Source organism: Acinetobacter pragensis (assembly GCF_001605895.1).
GTDB lineage: Bacteria > Pseudomonadota > Gammaproteobacteria > Pseudomonadales > Moraxellaceae > Acinetobacter > Acinetobacter pragensis.
Map to the genome: position 1 here is coordinate 23289 of NZ_LUAW01000035.1, position 16977 is coordinate 40265.

Sequence of the window (16977 nt, forward strand, 5' to 3'; positions counted from 1 at the left end):
TGTTCAAATTTTGCAACAGTTTAACTGCAGGATGATATGCACGGCTTATTGAGTCAATGTGCCAGTTTATGCAGCCAATAAAGGCCAGCGCTGAGGAATGGATATGCTATTTAAAGACTTTGCTCGGGATATTAACCCGCATCAGGCGTATCGAGTTAAAAAATTAAACCGTCAGCTGGAAATGGCGGAAAGTTATGAAGAATGGAAAAGCATCGCGCTGAAAATTGATGAGGAATCCGGCGCCCAAGAATGGAAGCTGGATAATTGTTCCCCTTATTTTGATGCGGAAATTATTGTTCACCGTTTGTCTCTGCTTAAGCGCTACCGGCTGCAAAAGCGCACACGCGATTTAATGTACATTTTGAGTGAAGGTCTGACTTACGATATTGCAAATATTGCGCATCCGCTTTTATTTTCAGTGACCTATGTCGGCACTAAAAAAATTATTGAAGATTATGTCGCTGCAGTGAGTGAAGGTTTGGCTTTTATCGCTTCTGAGCAGTGTGATTGTTTAACCGCGGCGGAAAAAATCAATTTTTTTGAAAATTGCCAAAAAGCGTTTGGGCAGCCCGCCATGATGTTTTCTGGCGGTTCGACGCTGGGTTTGTTTCATACCGGGGTATGCAAGGCGCTTATGGAGCAGGATCTGATGCCAAAAGTGCTGTCAGGCTCCAGTGCCGGCGCAATTATGACAGGCATGCTTGGTGTGGCTAAGCCGTCTGAATTTATGGAAATATTAAAAGGGCAAAATTTTTACAGTGAAGCTTTCCATTTCAGAAAGCTCAGCGATTTGCTTCGGGGCAATGGCGGCTTGGCTGATGTGAAGTATTTGAAAAATTTTTTGGTCGAAAATTTAGGCGATATGACCTTTGCCGAGGCGCAAAAAAATTCAGGCTTGAATATCAATATTGCAGTTGCGCCTTATGATGCCTCACAGGATGCGCGCATTATGAATGCTTATACATCCCCAGACTTGCTGGTTTGGAGTGCGGTACTGGCATCATGCGCTGTGCCGATTTTATTTCCGCCTGTGAAGCTGACCAGCAAGCGCTATGACGGACAATATACCCCTTATATGGCTTCTACACGCTGGGTTGACGGCAGTGTGAGAAGTGATTTTCCGCAAGAGAAAATGGCGCGTTTGTATAATATTAACTATACGATTGCCAGTCAGGTCAATCCGCATATTGTCCCATTTATGCAAAATGATATTTCCCGATTCCGTAAAGATATGCTGAGCTGGCCAGAGCGGATCATCCGCCGTCAAGGTAAAGTCATTACCAAAGGGGTGATGGATTTTGCCCGTGAGCGGGTAGGCAGTGTGCCGCCGATGCGCCGTTTGCTGGATCATGGCTATGGTGTGGTGGATCAGCGCTATTACGGTGATGTCAATATTGTTGGCAAGCATAGCCTGCGCCATTACAGCTATATGCTGCAGAACCCGCGGCCATATTTATTTAAAGTGCTGCAGCGAGAAGGAGAGCGGGCGACATGGCCAAAAATTTCCTTGATCGAAACACATGCACGGGTTGGTAAAACAATCCAGCACTGCTTAGAGCTGCTGAATTATCAAAATTCGCCTGAACAGCAGCATGCAGAATTCATTGCTGTTTAATTTTACTGGCTTTGCATGACCCTGCAGTGGAATGAACGCGCGCTGAAAACGGCGAAATATACTTTAATTTCTAAAACCCGAAGTTTAAGCTTTGGGCGTTATTTGTATCTGCTGCAGATTGCTTGCGCCAAAGAGGGCGAGGAGCCGGCGCAAGTTTGGCTGAAAGGGCAGTGTAAGAATACTGGCGGCTTTGCGCATGCAGAGCAGGGTTTTTTGCAGGAATTGTCTTTATATCAGCAATGGTCCGCGCATAGTCCAAGCTTTTTACTGCCGTATCAGATTGTATCTATAGACCAGATGAATCTCAGGCCGGTGAATGCCAGCAGAACGCAGCCAGATGATGTTCTTCAAATTGAACAGCTTTATCCGCAGTTTTTATTATTGCCTCATGGGCAATCCGCTTTTTTTGAAAATCCAAATCAGCTCAGCTGCAATGATATCACCTCAATCATTCTGCAAGCGGTCAATGCGCTGGAGCAGCTGGCAGCATTGGGCTATCTGCATGCCGATGTTAAGGCAGAGCATTTTTTAAGTTATGAGGGGCAAGTGAGATTGATCGATTTTGAGCAATCAATCCTCATCAATAGTGAAATGATACGGCCGATGAATGCAACTCCGCGCTATATGGCTCCAGAATTGTTTCATGGTCAGGCGAAAAGTGTGCAAAGTGATATTTATGCTTTAGGCATAGTGCTGCTGGAATGGCTTTCTGGCAGGCGCTTGAGTGCAAATAGTTATGAAGAATGGGCGTATTTGCATTGTCAGCGATTAATAATTGATCTTCCAGAGCCATTTAGGCGTTTTCTGCCTTTATTGCAGAGCATGCTGATGAAACAAAAAATGCAAAGAATGCGTGATTTTTCCCAAATAAAAGCATGCTTAATAGCTGAAAATGCTTAGGAAATCTGCAAAGAGGCTTTTTTGATTTTTATTTAAGCAAACGAAAAGCTTTTTTCTAAAAAGGGCTTGTCATATAAAGGTGATCTCTATAATATACACAGCCATTGGGGACGTGGCGAAATTGGTAGACGCACTGGATTTAGGTTCCAGCGCCGCAAGGTGTGAGAGTTCGAGTCTCTCCGTCCCCACCACTTAAAGCTTAAACTTAGGTTTGAGTGTTTAAGAAAATAGAGGATTGGTGTAATGGTAGCATGACGGTCTCCAAAACCGTTCGTCAAGGTTCGAGTCCTTGATCCTCTGCCAAGCTTTAAAAGACTGACATTATGTCAGCACCCTGATGGGGACGTGGCGAAATTGGTAGACGCACTGGATTTAGGTTCCAGCGCCGCAAGGTGTGAGAGTTCGAGTCTCTCCGTCCCCACCATCAAGTATTGAAGTAAAACTGCAGGTTTTAGTTTAATAGTGGGTTTTTTAAAGCAACGGTATGTGAAAAAGTCCATTTATATTGTTATAATTGGCGACCTAAGGGGATATGGCGGAATTGGTAGACGCACTGTGTTCAGGTCGCAGCGCCTTCTGGGCGTGAGAGTTCGAGTCTCTCTATCCCCACCAGATTTTTATTTATATAACTTCTTATGAAGTCTAAAACCTTAATTCTAAAAGAGTTAAGGTTTTTTTATTGCCTTATGTATTTGCATATGGACTTATATAAAAACTCAGTCTATGCATCTTTATTTGTATCCTGAATTTCACTTGCAATGCTGGAATACACATCAGAAACTGTTTTGAATTTTCAGAATGAAATATTTGGAAAATGAATCAACAGTAAATAAATATTGATCCACGTTCGTCATTTGCAGATAAGTTAAGGCGTAAAATTTTGTAGGAAAAAGTCTCCTAAATTATTTGAATGATAGATTTAAATTACGGAATGCATCACGAATTCTTTTTGTGGATTTTAAATTTGTAGTTGTGAGTATAGTAATTAATAGCTTACTTATTCTGTTATCTGCTAACAAATGCTTCAAAAATCTTAGGTAAAGCTGAATTTAAACATAGAAGACATTAATTTGAATATCGCCTGTGATGGAGGCGACTGGGTAATCCTCCCATGCTTGCTTTTTGGCTGTGCATACCATTGAGTCTGATGATTAAACCAAATTAATATATTTCCTCGCTTGGTTATACGAGGACCAATTGTTTGTGCGATAGATTTTGGTTTCAGGCTTATTCATTCGGAAATTATGTTGCTGAAGAAGCAGTCAATGGTGGGTTTGTGCAGCAAAGCCTTGTACTTTTAGAAATAAGTTTATGGATATTAACTGCTTATGATAGGAGAACTTTCTTAAATAAAAAAAGATAAGTGTAATAAATAATACATCTATCCTCTATTATATGAGATAAAACATATTTAGACTTAATCTATTATGAGAGTTAACAGTAAAGACTATGGCGAATGAAATAACAAATGCAGTGCCATTAAAACGCCAGCAAAAAGTACAAGCTGCTGAGCTGAGTACTGATATTTTAAAAGGTCTGGCAGATTTAGCTCCATCTACAACTTTGAGCAGTTTGTCAGAGCATTTGAATATTCCAGCAAGTAAATTGCATCGTTACTTACAGGCGCTTCTTGCTAACGGTTTTGCTGAGCAGGATGCTGAAACAAGCCAATATAAATTAGGGCCAACAGCCTTATATGTTGCCGCCGCTGCCCTGGGCAGTTTAGATGTTGTCAAGGTTGCAACGCCTTATGTGCGTCAGTTGTGTTTAGATATTCAAGAAACTTGCTTCTTGGCGATTTGGGCAAATAAAGGTCCAACGGTGATTCATCTTGAAGAAGCGCCGAAAGCATTTACGATGGTGACCAAGGTGGGTTCAGTATTGCCTTTGATGGAGTCTTCAACAGGGCAAGTCTTTTGTTCATATATTCCTGAAGATGAATTGAAAAAAACACACGGTATAGACAATTTAGGCAAGATCCGTGCAAAAATTTTAAAAATCCGCGAACAAGGGATAAACGGGATTCATGGGAAAGTGATGACTGGCGTCAATGCGATGTCTGCCCCAATTTTTGATATTCATCAGCGTATTGTTGGTGTGATTACCGTAATTGGTATGCAGGATACTTTTGATGTAAATTTTGACAGTGAATCTGGAAAGCTTTTGTGCCGTACGGTACGTGAAGTTAGCTATAAATTAGGCTGTAACCTTGATGCAATGTGATTTTAGTGTTATTTGTATAAAAAGGTGGATCTGAGAAGATCCACCTTTTTTATTGAATACAGTAAAATAAAACAATGTCTTATTACTGCATGCTCAAACGAAGCTGAATTAAAGTTTGCCAGCAGCATGTTTAGCGGCAATATAACCAAAAGTCAGACCGGGGCCTAAGGTAATGCCTGGGCCTGGGTAATGACCGCCCATGATTGAGTTCATATCATTACCTGCGGCATATAGGCCAGAAATGACTTGCTGATTATGATCCAGCACGCGGGAAAATTCATCGGTAACTAAACCCGCAGAGGTGCCAATATCTCCCGGGAATATCTGAATGGCATAATAAGGCGCTTGATCTACGGGTGCTAGGCATGGATTACCCGCATGGGTTGGATCGCCCAAGTAGGTATTGTAAATATTGCTGCCTTTGCCAAATTCACGGTCTGCGCCCGTAACAGCGTCTTGGTTATAATTTTGAAGCGTTTTTTCTAAGATTGAAGCCTTAACCTTAATCTGAGTTGCTAATTCATTAATGCTGTTTGCACGTATTAAATAGTTTTCTTGAATAAATCCACCCAGCTCGGTTTGATTTGGATTCGGGCGCACAAGCCCTAAACCATATTTTTTCATAGCAGCAGCATCACAAATAATCCAGCCTGGATTGGCATTGGACTGATATTGCGCCGCACCGCAGTCATGATATGAATTGGCTTCATTGACAAAACGTTTACCCTCAGCATTTAGCATAATAATACCGGGTTTATAGCGGTCTAGCATGAGATGCGGAAAATTAGCCGTCGTGCCGTCTTTACGCTTGCGCTGTGAAATAGGAGAGTAAAAGCCATTATTCACATTATTGCCCATAGCAGCTCCCATGCCTAAACCTGCTTGAATGCCATCACCGGTATTATGCGGATTGGTTGCAGACCAAAGACCTGTGGGCGCAGGCAAATACTGTTGCCGCATTTTAAGGTTATTGGGGAAACCGCCTGTTGCCAAGACAATGCCTTTTTTAGCTATGATGCTCAGTGTTTGACCTTGCTGCTGGCAATATGCTGTATCTACACGGCCAGCCACATTTTTTTCTAGGCTATGAATTGCGGTTTCAGTCACTATCTCAATGTTTAAATCAAGCATGCTTTTATATAAACGGCCCGCTAGCGCGTTGCCCAAAACCAAACGCGTCCCGCGTGAATAACCACGTAAACGGTCTAGCGCAAAACGAGTCACCATTTTTGCAGCATGGAAAAAACCATCGGCACTGGTTTTAGCGCGCAGCAGCAGGTCAATATCCATTTTATTGACCATCATGCCGTCAAAGACTAAAAACTCAGGTAGGGGATTCTTCAGATTTTCAAAGTTTTTGCCCAATAAACGACCATCAAACTCCAGTGGATCTAAGGCCCGCCCGCCAGTACCTGCACCACGTTTAGTCGGTAAATAATCGGGTGAATATTTGCGGCCAGAAAATTTAACTTCAGTGTGCTGCTCCATGAACTTCAGCATTTCTGGGCCAAATTTTAAAAAGTTGCTGCGCAGTGCTTTAGGGGCATCCGTTCCAATAACGGTATCTAAATACAGCTCGGCTTGCTCCAATGTATCTTGTACGCCTAAAGCAATGCCTTGATGATTAAGTGGAATCCACGTTCCACCGCCAGATAAGGCAGTGGTGCCGCCGATTTTGCTGGATTTTTCAATCAACAGGACATTTAAACCCGAAAGTTTGGCAACAATGGCAGCGCACATGCCTGCTGCGCCGCTGCCAACAACCAGTAAATCGACTTCTTTGATCATTTAATCCGTCCTAAGCTTGGATGAATGGGCGCGAATGAAGCAGGTTCAAGCAGATAAATGTCTGAGCGGCCTAGTAAATATTTGCCAAGTTGCTGATGCTGCTGTTTTAATGCAGTTTGAATAGCTTGATCTGCCCAATAGGCTTTCCAGCCAGCAAGACGCGCTTCAAAATTTGGCCAGCTAATGATGCTGACTATGCCCGGCATATTCATGCCGCTTTGCGGTACGAAACTGCCGAGGATATCGCCGCCATGCTTAATCAATGTTGGGAAGGCGGTTTGTTCTAAATATTCTTGCGCTACTTTAGGCTGACCATTGGCAATCGGTTGTACGATTAATTCATGTAATGCGCCGATTGTTGGTAAGCCATGTTTTTCTGCATGATTCAGCCAAGAAATAGCAGGAGAGAGCAAATGAATATCATAATATTCCACCAGTTCAGTGCCTACATTGGTTTCTGCACGCAACGTCCACCAATCTGGATCATTGTAGAAACCGCCCCAATGTGCTTCGCGCTCTGCATTATCCTTCCATGCCATTAAGTAAATGAACATAGAACATTGCGGACCTGCCAAAACGCTCCAGCGGCCAACCACATTGATGCAGTGTTTATTTAAAAGCGGTGGTAAGCCATCACGCATACGCGCTTCAATGTCAGCCATGCGGCCTTTTTCGATATAGTAAAATCTAAGTTCGTATTGCATTTTTTAAATCTCGTTCAAAGCAGAATAAACATAATTTGAGGTGCTCCAGCCGCCATCGACCACCAGTGTGTGGCCATTAATAAAGCTGGCTTTATCAGAGCAAAGGAAATAAATCGCATTGGCAATATCTTCAGGACGGCCTACACGCTGAAAAGGGGTGGTTTCGACCATGAGTTTTTGGAAGTTGCGGTCATGATCAATACGTTCCGCGGTCAATGGTGTTTTGATTAAACCCGGTGCAATCGCATTGACACGAATGCCTTGCGGGCCTAAGTCGGTCGCCATTTGTTTGGTTAAACCCATCACTGCGGCTTTGGTTGCGGCGTAGGGCGCTGTGCCTGGATTGCCCAGTAAGCCAAAAATAGAACCAAGATTAATAATTGCCCCGCGGCCTGCCTGCATATGGGGAATGGCTGCTTTAGACATGCGGAATACACTGCGCAGGTTCAGGTCGCTGTAGCGGTCCCAATCTGCATCGCTGGTGTCCATCAGGCTTTTAGATTTGCCGATGCCTGCGTTATTAATGAGCCAATCCAAGCCGCCAAAATACTCAATGGCAGCCTGCACAGCTTGTAGAGGCGCATCTTCAGCAGTAACATCTTGAATAATATAGTGAATTCTTCCGGCATCAGATATCAAGCTGACGGTTTCTTTTACGGCATCTTCATTTATATCGGTAATGAGTACATTAATGCCGTTTGCTGCCATTTCTAGTGCCGTTGCACGGCCAAGTCCCTGGCCGCCGCCTGTAATTAAGGCAGTATAGGATTGAGTCATGTTCAGTCCTTCATGGAATAAAAAAGGCAATATGACAAAGACAAGGAGATTCATATTGCTAAAAGATTAAAGGTTAAACTTTGGCTGTTTTAAGCGTAGCTGCCGCCTAAAGATTTCCCGCCATCGACAAATAGTATTTGGCCTGTAATAAAGCAAGTCTTAGTACTGCTGAAGAAAGACACCGCATGGGCAATATCTTCAGGCATGCCTGCTTTGCCAGTCGGCTGCAGCGCTTCTTGCGCTTTACGGCGTTCAGGTGTGAGTGATTTAAGAATTGGTGTTTCAATTAAACCGGGCGCAATGGCATTGACCATAATTTCGCGCGGTGCAAGTTCCATGGCTGCCGCACGTGTATAACCAACCACGGCAGATTTAGACGAAACGTAATGAATATGGTTTTTTGCACCTAAATAGGCGCGTGAAGCAATGATTACTACGCGCGAGTTATTTGGCATTTTACGAACAGCCAATTGCGTCAAGTTATGCACTGCAATGGTGTTTACTTCAAACATGCGGCGGAAATCTGCAGAAGACGCTTCATCAAATAAACGCTCATCAAAAATACCTGCGTTATTGACCAGTGCAGATAAGCTTGGCAATTCATCAATCAATTTTTCCAGTGCAGACTCATCGGTCAGATCGACTACATAGCCTTTAACGTCAAAGCCTTGAGCATTCAAGTCTTGGGTTATGGCTTCTACCTGTTCTGCATTACGGTCTAAAAAGAACACGCTAAAGCCGTCTTGGGATAAGCGTTTGACACAGGAAAGGCCCATGCCGCTGGCGCCGCCAGTCACCAATGCGTATTTCTTTTCTAAATTCGTTTCCATATAAAACCTACCTATCCTTAGATGTTTATTGCATGCGGTAGCCGCCATTTACATCAATCATTGAACCTGTGATGTAGGCGGCTTGCTCTGAAATTAAAAATTGAATGGCTGCAGCAATGTCTTCGACTTGCCCTAAGCGCTGCAAGGGAATATTGGACGCTGCGGCTTGTTCCTGACCATCTTTCATTGAAAGGCGCAGCATGGCTGTGTCAATCAGGCCCGGCGCAATACCATTGACTGTAATTTGATGTTCTGCCACTTCACGCGCCAGCGCCTTGGTATAGCCTAAAACCGCAGCTTTACTAGAAATGTAGGCCGAGCTTGAGCGGTAGCCACCAAGCTGAGCAGCGCATGAAGAAAATGTCACGATACGGCCATGTGCTACAGGGCTTTGAATGCGTGCTCGGACAAATTCACGGGTGCATAAGAATGTGCCGCGCGTGTTTATTGTGTGGGTAAGCTCCCACTCCGACAAATCTGTATCGACAATCAGTTTACGCTGACCATTGTGCAAAATGAGAATACCTGCTGCGCAGACAAGGCAGTCAATCCCCCCAGCTTTTGCTTCGGCTTCAGCAAAAACGTGCTGTACCTGCTGTTCATCTGATACATCCATGCCATAGGCGAGGTGGCCCGTTCCTGCCAATTCGCTTAATAATTTTTCACAATTTTGCTGATTGATATCTGTCGCAATAATTTTGTAGCCAGCATTCGCCAATATTTTTGCGAGTCCTGCGCCAATTCCTTGACCGGCACCAGTAATCAATACTGTACGTTGTGTCATGAAAATATCCTTTTTAATTCGGCTTAAAATCCAGCAGTTGCCGTGCTGTCTTTTTTACCTTAAACAGTTTTTTTTACTATTGCAAGAAAAATAGAATTGAATTACGATGAGCGTAATAAATGTAATCATAGACGACGCATTTATATATGGATTAAATGTAGAAAGGATTTTTATGAGTAATTCAAAAACACTGGCTTATCGAGAAGCCTTGGATAAAAACCCAGTCTCCAAAAGGACATGGTGGGCACTTGCAATTGTTTTAATTGTTTTAATTACAGATGGCTATGATGCCCAAGCCATCAGTTATATGGTGCCAATACTTTCAGAGCAGTGGTCATTGCCTGCAGCGACTTTTGCCCCTGTATTTACCGCAAACATTTTAGGCCTAACGTTAGGTGCAATGCTGATCTCGCCTTTGGGTGACCGCTTTGGCAGCCGCAATGTTTTAATGACATGTGTATTGACTTATTCATTGCTCACTATTGGCATGATTTTCACCTATGACATTACTACATTAATGATCGTGCGCTTCTTGTGCGGTTTAGGCATGGGTGCTGCAATGCCGAATGCATTGGCCTTAATGTCGGATTATTCACCAACTCGCTACCGTACTTTGATGGTCACAATTGCAGCCGCAGGGTACTCATTGGGCGGCATGTTAAGCGGTTTGGTTTCTGCCGCGTTAGTTGATACTTTTGGCTGGAAAGTGGTACTGATGATTGGCGGTATTATTCCAATTGTCATGCTTCCATTCATTTATAAATTTTTGCCTGAAGCGGTTAATAATCTCTTGTCAGATGCTGCTCCATATACGCGGTTCCGTACAATGGTGAAAGATTTTATTCCAGCATGGAATGTACCTGAAAGCTTCAATCATTTGCCAAAAAATGTGGCTGTAGCTGCAGGGGAAAGCAAGTTCCCTGTGTTGAACTTGTTTCGTAATGGCTGGGCACGTCCGACAATCTTTATCTGGGGTACATATATGTCAATGATGATGTTGACGTATTTCTACCTGAGCTGGCTGCCAGTGTTGCTGAAACAGTCTGGCCTAAGCATCAATGTCGCTAATGTTATGACGTCATTATTCTTACTATCAGGTGTGATAGGTGCCTTATTGATTTCTTATGTTGCGGACAAAGTCCAAAATAAATCGCCAATTCTATTTACCATGTTTGTGGGTGCGGCGATTGCGACTTTATTTATTGGTTTCCAAAACACCAATCCGACATTATTAGTGGTGGGTGTGTTGGCAGCGGGTTTCTGCATCATTGGCGGTAATTTGATCATGAACTCATTTACCAGCAGTTTCTATCCTGATTATGCACGTGCAACTGGTATTGGCTGGGGCTTAGGGATTGGCCGTTTAGGTTCGATTATGGCGCCAGTATTGGGCGGGTACTTATTGGCATCGAATACCGATGTAAGCAATATCTTCTTCATCTTTATTGTGCCTGCAGCTATAGCCAGCTTTTTCATTCTATTTGTACGTAAGCCTAAAGGCTATCATGCTGCGAAAGAGGATGCTGCATCTGTAGTATTCCATCATTGATTTAAATAATGTTAAAAAAACCAGCGTCTTTTGATGCTGGTTTTTTATGTTTAAATGGAACCATTAATGAAGAACAGCATTCCGTCGATTATATAAAATATTTCACCTTAAGTTGTTTTCTGCAAGATAAGGGGGATAGCTGTCTGCATTTACGGTTTTTAAGCAATTTCTTGATGTAAGTTGTTTGAATCGATGAGTTTGTATTTGATTCTACAATGACGATATTTAGAAGCAGGGTGTTTGATTTTTCTTATCTAGCATAGGTGATTATTACGGTGTAAAACTATGCTTGAGAAAGGGATATTAGTGCTTTGAAATCGACTATATAATTTATTTTAATTATTAATCAGTATGTTAATTTATTGAGGTGTTTGATAATTAGTGAGATCTAAACATTTAACGCCCTTTGTAATTAGTTGTATGCATGCAAGGATTCGTATGCAGGTATACGGCTCTTAAATTATCTTCGAAGTGGGTATAAAGGTTCTGTGTTGAATAATTTAAAGCTGAATATTTACCAATTGAATGATAAAAAGCAGGCCGAAGCCTGCTTTTTATCATTCAATGCAAAATCAATTAATATGAATTAAAAATTCAGCGGATATTCCAAAATTACACGCAATTCATCGATATCGTTATAGCGGTAGCCTTTGGTTGCGCGATGGGTCGCTTGACGCAGTAATACATTTAAACCTTTAGCTGTGCCTGATTGAACTGTATAGCCCAGCTGTAAATCACGTTCCCAGTGCTTGTTGTCTACAGTGGGGTCATAGACGTGGCGTTTGGTATAAAAGGTATTGGTACTGTCTTGGTTATCCATATCCCAGCCATACAGATAACGTCCCATAAAGCTGAAGCCAGGTACACCATAAGGCGAAAAATCTAAGTCATAGCGGATTTGCGCAGACTTTTCATTTGCTTCAGAGAAAGTGGCAAACTGCACTGCATTTGCAATGGCAATACCAGGTCCTTGGGTTGCAAAACCAGCCCAGTCAGCAGGTTCATCACCAAAAACTTGCTGATAGGCGATACTGAGTTTGTGGTTATTCAATGAGTAACCCAGCATGGCTGATGCAATAGTGGTGCTGATGTCTCCGCCATTTTTCTTACCTGTGTCTTGGTTATTATAGGTATTGAAATTTACTTTCAGGCTTTGCTGAGCAGCAACCTTTTGTAAGTAATCTGCGCCGACATAGGTTTGAATCCAAACATCTTCTAATTCAGATACATACGCATTTGTACTGCCTTGCGGAAACTTATAGGTGCCACCAAAATATTTAACGCTGTCACCTTTAATGCCAACACTATAGTCTGTGGTGAAGAAGTTTAAATCTTCCGTCGAATCTACAGGATTCATACTGTAGAAGTAGCCTGCATTCAGGGTTAAATTTTTAAAGCTTTGATCCTGCAGGCTTAAGCCTGTGGCTGTACTTGGCAGCAAGCGCGCTGTATTAATCCAAAGCACTGGAACATTCGGAAATTGATTACCGTAGGTGAGCACAGTGTCTTTGTATTTAACTTTGAGGTTTGCTCCAACTTCGCCAAAAGCGCCTTTTGCATTGCCTTGATTATCAATTTCCAGATTGCTTGTGCCTGTTTTAAATGGGTCGCTATACAGCTCAAAGCCAAATAATCCATAAGCATTGACTCCAAACTGAACTGCGCCATCCGTAAAGCCTGAGTCATAATTGAGGATTAAGCCATGTGCCCATTCGCTGCGGTAGCCTTCTTTTTCCTCAACAGGTACATATTGATTCGCGCCGGATGGGTTGTATTCGCCATTGCGGAAGTCACGATAAAAATAAAAGTTTTTATTGGTGACAGTCAGTTTATCTTCTTTAAAGATAACTTCGGCAAAAGAAGCAGGTGAAAAAGGTACAAATGTACCGATCACCAGTAAATATTTAACTGATGCTTTCATAAAAATTCCAATTTTAATAAAACAAATCCTTGTTAATCAGTTCATTCCTAGAACTGAGATACAGGGTGTATCAAAAAATTACGGCTTAATAAAAACGTAACTAAATTACGATCAGCGCAATTGTTTATTTTTTTAACACAGGCTTTTGGTAAATTCAATAAAAATGTAATTGAATTACGATTTTAAGGATTTATTGAACTCAGATGATGGACCCCCAAAAATGCAATAATTATTTATGTGGTGATTTTTAGAGTTGGATGGTTTTATTGCACAAATCTATCCGTAAGCACCTGTTCAGTAATACAGTTTGCAGATGAATAAGCCTGCGTCTGAAATTTATCGTACAAGCGTTCTTCTCATAATCAAGCTTTGATTAATCGCAGTCACATCACGATTTGGTTTAATTTAAACACTCACTGGTCTGCGTCTGCATGTCGATAGTACTGGCGGGATTCTTTGGGGGGAGGAGAACGGAAGCATAAGAAACATCCGCCTGAATATCGTCGTCAGTAGCGTAAGCTGCGTATTGGTATCGATGCTGAAACTTTGCAAATACGGGTTATAGAGGGAGTCGGGGGCAATGTATCAAAATATTAATTTAGATCGTTTTTGTTTATTTGTAATGTGTATTCATATCTGTATTTATTATATGGTTGGTAATTAAAAACCCCCTCCTGAAATATAAGGAATTGGTCGCTAATAAATGTCTCTCTATCCCACCATGTTTCAAAAATAAGGAAGCAGGAGTTTTGGTGCAGGGATTCCGCCAAAAAAAGCGCATTGAAAATGTAAAAGCCCTCAAAATGAGGGCTCGGGTTCGAAAATTCCTTTTTCTTTTCTCGATCCAAAATCAGCAGCTTATGGTATCTCTGCTTTTATGCTTTTAGATGATCCTCAAACTCTTCGCCCAGCTGCATGGCTAGAGAGTTGCCCGATAAATCATAAGTGACTAAACCATACTCTTTTTTAAAGCTGAAGGAGAAGCCTCGATTGTCTGCCAGAGTGCGCACGTTATAACCTAATTTTTCCAGCCAAAGCCGGAATGCGATAAGATTTTTTGCTTTAACTACTTTTTTCACGAGAGAACTCCTTATTCATTGATAAATATTTAATAGGGATGTTTAAATATTTTTTAAAGGGCAAAATCCATTTTTTTATTAAATTACAGTTTTTTGATTAAAAAACAAACTCATTAAAGCGTTGGGATTGTAGAAAAGTAGAGTAAATGTTTGATTTAAAATTATATATAGATAGTGTAACTAATTATGAAGATATTCACAGCAGTTGAAAAACATCAATAACGCTTATGTTGTCTTTGAGTTGTGCGTAATTATAGATCTGTTAATAATCAAATTATTAGAGTATCCATTACGCAGATTAGGCTAAAATGTTTCACTCAATAACGGCATTATTTTCTTGAGCTTCATAAAGCTAGCGCTTTTGCATTGTAGAAGCGTATGCATGAATGAAGCGCAATGAGATAGGAATAACCTGAATATGCGGGCTGAGACAGTTGAGCAGTTTGTCGCAAAACAAATTGAGAAAATGCAGCAAAATGATCAAGAACCTCCTGCAGCTGTAATGCTGGGGCATGAAGATTGGCTGATGTTCGCAGAGCAGTCTCAAGTCGCATATACGCCCTTTGGCAGTGCCAGACGGTATCAGCCGGCATTAGGCGGCTTGCTTTTGGTTCGGGTGGATGAAATGCATACAATTCGCGTGGTGACACAAGCCGAACTGGATGCATTTGCGCAAACCAATCAAATTTTATAATTGCATAGAGCTGAGTTTTAAGCTCTACAATGTAAAAAGCATTCAAATAAAAGAGGGAAATTAGCGCTCAAAAGTTGTCTTTCATTTCCCTTAAGCGCTGAAACTCTTCAACACTGTCTGCCCGGATAAACGGATTGGTTTCCAGCTCTAATTCGATCGTGCTGGGCAGGGTGCATTGTCCGAGCATGCGTTTAGCCTCTACGCGGTCAAAACGTGCCTGCATGGCTAAATTGTCAGGCTCTGCATGCATCGCAAACTGCGCGTTCGACAATGTATATTCATGTGTGCAATATACCTTTGTCCGGGGCGGCAGGGCCGCTAATCGGGTCAAAGAGCTGAACATTTGCTGATAGGTTCCTTCGAAGACCCGCCCGCAGCCCATTGCAAACAGTGTGTCACCGCAAAATAAGACATCGAGGGTATCTATAAAATAGACAATATGTCCTAATGTATGCCCAGGAACAGCAATGATCTCGATATTCAGGCCATGAAATTCAAAAGAATCTGCATCTTCTAAGGGGTGGGTGATGAATGGAATTTTTGATAATTCATCGCGGGGGCCATAAACCGGTATATTGCGCTGATTAATCAGCTCCGGTACGCCGCCAATATGGTCTTTGTGCCAATGTGTCAGCCAAATTTGCGCTAAGTTCAGTTTATGCGCTTGGCAATATTGCTCGACTAATCCTGCTTCCGTCGGATCAATGGCAATAACATCCTGAGAATCTTCATGCTCTAAAAGCCAGATGTAATTTTGAAGCGCATTTTTAACATCGATACAGTGAATTTTAAAAGACATAGGACTCACTTCTGAGGTGTTTGTGCATAAATTCAACTTAGCATGTAAAGCGCATGGCTAATACTGCAAAAATTGAATATTTGCGGGAATTAATATCAGAAAAAGCGCCGAACCTGTTCAGTATTCTGCTTACTTGCTGTTTTGAAGCCGCTTTATTCTTGATCTGTATGAATGCTGACAGCATTGCCTATGGTGTAAAAATGCCCGCCAGCAACATGATGCAGGCTTTTCCACTCATCTGCGGCATCTTGATAATGCCAATGGCCATCTCTGAAAATCCGCTCATCTGCATAAGCGCCAATGACTTTGCCAATAAATAAGTCATGCGTTTGCTGATTATGCGGTTCTGAAATGAGTTCGCATAAAATCCAGGCGGCGCACCCCGCGACAGCAGGAATATTGGAATGCGGAAATTTAAACAGCTCCGCGCCAGAATGGCGCAGTTTTTCGGGCGCATCCTTTAGGCTGATCATGCCTAAGGCATACACCATTTTCAGCTGTTTGAGCGTAGGAACTTGCAGTGCAAAGTACCCTGAATTTTCAATGATTTCCCGGGTTTTGGTGCTCTTGTCCAGTACGACAGTCACTTTAGCAGGGCTGAACTCTAAAGCGCAGGCCCAAGCGGCAGTCATTACGTCGGTATGTTCATGATCCTGTGCGGAGACCAGCACCGTTGGCCCATGATTGAGCAGGCGGTATGATTTTTCTAATTCAACGGGAAGAAGATGTGTAAGCATGCAGTGAACCTAAAATCTAAATTGACTTAGCAAAAATGGCAACAACGTGTATTTAAGCTTAGACCATAAAGTGAAGATAGCAAAGCCTGTAATTCCACACTCCGCTTAACTACAAAATCGCTGTAGTTGGCTGAATAGGCCGGTCTTGGGCAAGGCTGAACTGAAAGCGTATAGTAGAGCTAGAAATTTAAAGGAAAGCTCATGAATACACCAATAATGCTGAATATCGCAGTATTTATTGCACTCTTGCTGTTGCTTGCGCAGATGCATAAAACCCAATGGAGCCTGTCAAAGAAAGTTTTTGCCGGTTTAGGGCTAGGTGTGATTTTTGGTTTGGGGCTGCATGCGGTTTACAGCAGTTCACCCGATATTTTAAAAGACTCTATACAGTGGTTCAATATTGTGGGCAACGGTTATGTCAAGTTGCTGCAAATGGTGGTGATGCCGCTGGTATTCATTTCTATTTTGGGTGCAGTCATTAAAACTGCATGATGCTAGTTCACTGGGGAAAATCAGTATTTTCAGTATTGGAACCCTGCTGATTACGACTTTTATTGCCGCTTTTGTTGGGGTCATG

General features: G+C 42.2%; 14 protein-coding genes, 4 tRNA genes and 2 pseudogenes. 11 read left to right on the forward strand and 9 right to left on the reverse strand.

All coding sequences use genetic code 11. The annotated features are described in order from the left end of the window. Nucleotides 1-103: 103 nt before the first annotated feature. The 7 genes from AZH43_RS14345 (at nt 104) to AZH43_RS14375 (ending at nt 4738) form a co-directional block, all read left to right on the forward strand. Nucleotides 104-1615 carry a DUF3336 domain-containing protein gene (locus tag AZH43_RS14345; protein WP_067670912.1) on the forward strand — a complete coding sequence of 504 codons (1512 nt, stop codon included), beginning with the start codon at nt 104-106 and terminating at the stop codon, nt 1613-1615. Nucleotides 1616-1630: 15 nt separating this feature from the next. Then, the gene (locus AZH43_RS14350; RefSeq protein WP_067670873.1) at nt 1631-2515 is read left to right on the forward strand and encodes a protein kinase domain-containing protein; all 885 of its coding nucleotides are present in this window, start codon (nt 1631-1633) and stop codon (nt 2513-2515) included. 106 nt (nt 2516-2621) lie between these two features. Next, nucleotides 2622-2706: transfer RNA gene (locus tag AZH43_RS14355), tRNA-Leu, on the forward strand. 38 nt (nt 2707-2744) lie between these two features. Continuing rightward, nucleotides 2745-2818: transfer RNA gene (locus AZH43_RS14360), tRNA-Trp, on the forward strand. 36 nt (nt 2819-2854) lie between these two features. Next, nucleotides 2855-2939, forward strand: a tRNA-Leu gene (locus tag AZH43_RS14365). Nucleotides 2940-3041: 102 nt separating this feature from the next. Beyond that, nucleotides 3042-3127: transfer RNA gene (locus AZH43_RS14370), tRNA-Leu, on the forward strand. A gap of 837 nt (nt 3128-3964) precedes the next feature. Then, on the forward strand, nt 3965-4738 hold the full coding sequence (locus tag AZH43_RS14375; RefSeq protein ID WP_067670875.1) for an IclR family transcriptional regulator: 774 nt from the start codon (nt 3965-3967) through the stop codon (nt 4736-4738). A 108-nt stretch (nt 4739-4846) separates the two neighbouring features. Here AZH43_RS14375 and AZH43_RS14380 read toward each other — a convergent pair whose 3' ends face one another. From AZH43_RS14380 to AZH43_RS14400, 5 genes are all read right to left on the reverse strand, one after another. Continuing rightward, nucleotides 4847-6526 (reverse strand): FAD-binding protein, encoded by a 1680-nt coding sequence (locus AZH43_RS14380; RefSeq protein ID WP_067670877.1) that lies wholly within the window; start codon nt 6524-6526, stop codon nt 4847-4849. Further along, nucleotides 6523-7230: an NIPSNAP family protein gene (locus tag AZH43_RS14385; protein ID WP_067670879.1), complete on the reverse strand. Its 708-nt coding sequence runs from the start codon at nt 7228-7230 to the stop codon at nt 6523-6525. The genes AZH43_RS14380 and AZH43_RS14385 overlap by 4 nt, the downstream gene beginning before the upstream one ends. A 3-nt stretch (nt 7231-7233) precedes the next feature. After that, a complete protein-coding gene (locus tag AZH43_RS14390; protein WP_067670881.1) occupies nt 7234-8007 on the reverse strand; it encodes an SDR family NAD(P)-dependent oxidoreductase in 774 nt (257 codons plus the stop codon). A gap of 89 nt (nt 8008-8096) precedes the next feature. Continuing rightward, the gene (locus AZH43_RS14395; protein WP_067670884.1) at nt 8097-8837 is read right to left on the reverse strand and encodes an SDR family NAD(P)-dependent oxidoreductase; all 741 of its coding nucleotides are present in this window, start codon (nt 8835-8837) and stop codon (nt 8097-8099) included. A gap of 25 nt (nt 8838-8862) precedes the next feature. Then, nucleotides 8863-9621 carry an SDR family NAD(P)-dependent oxidoreductase gene (locus AZH43_RS14400; RefSeq protein ID WP_067670886.1) on the reverse strand — a complete coding sequence of 253 codons (759 nt, stop codon included), beginning with the start codon at nt 9619-9621 and terminating at the stop codon, nt 8863-8865. 172 nt (nt 9622-9793) lie between these two features. On the opposite strand from AZH43_RS14400, the gene AZH43_RS14405 reads away from it, so the two are divergent. Beyond that, nucleotides 9794-11170: an MFS transporter gene (locus tag AZH43_RS14405; RefSeq protein WP_067670888.1), complete on the forward strand. Its 1377-nt coding sequence runs from the start codon at nt 9794-9796 to the stop codon at nt 11168-11170. A 586-nt stretch (nt 11171-11756) separates the two neighbouring features. Here AZH43_RS14405 and AZH43_RS14410 read toward each other — a convergent pair. Beyond that, nucleotides 11757-13091, reverse strand: coding sequence for an OprD family outer membrane porin (locus AZH43_RS14410; protein ID WP_067670890.1), 1335 nt, complete (start codon nt 13089-13091; stop codon nt 11757-11759). A gap of 418 nt (nt 13092-13509) precedes the next feature. On the opposite strand from AZH43_RS14410, the pseudogene AZH43_RS19170 reads away from it, so the two are divergent. Next, nucleotides 13510-13679 (forward strand): annotated as a pseudogene (locus tag AZH43_RS19170) (IS5/IS1182 family transposase); the annotation flags it as partial. A gap of 287 nt (nt 13680-13966) precedes the next feature. Here the strand turns inward: AZH43_RS19170 and AZH43_RS14420 are convergent. After that, nucleotides 13967-14170: a hypothetical protein gene (locus tag AZH43_RS14420; RefSeq protein WP_067670895.1), complete on the reverse strand. Its 204-nt coding sequence runs from the start codon at nt 14168-14170 to the stop codon at nt 13967-13969. 418 nt (nt 14171-14588) lie between these two features. On the opposite strand from AZH43_RS14420, the gene AZH43_RS14425 reads away from it, so the two are divergent. Further along, on the forward strand, nt 14589-14864 hold the full coding sequence (locus tag AZH43_RS14425) for a hypothetical protein (protein WP_067670898.1): 276 nt from the start codon (nt 14589-14591) through the stop codon (nt 14862-14864). A 67-nt stretch (nt 14865-14931) separates the two neighbouring features. Here the strand turns inward: AZH43_RS14425 and gloB are convergent, their stop codons facing one another. Both gloB and AZH43_RS14435 read right to left on the reverse strand, forming a co-directional pair. Then, a complete protein-coding gene (gene gloB, locus AZH43_RS14430) occupies nt 14932-15663 on the reverse strand; it encodes a hydroxyacylglutathione hydrolase (protein WP_067670900.1) in 732 nt (243 codons plus the stop codon). A gap of 152 nt (nt 15664-15815) precedes the next feature. Beyond that, on the reverse strand, nt 15816-16400 hold the full coding sequence (locus AZH43_RS14435; protein ID WP_067670902.1) for a flavin reductase family protein: 585 nt from the start codon (nt 16398-16400) through the stop codon (nt 15816-15818). A gap of 201 nt (nt 16401-16601) precedes the next feature. On the opposite strand from AZH43_RS14435, the pseudogene AZH43_RS14440 reads away from it, so the two are divergent. Next, nucleotides 16602-16977: pseudogene (locus AZH43_RS14440) on the forward strand (cation:dicarboxylate symporter family transporter); the annotation flags it as partial.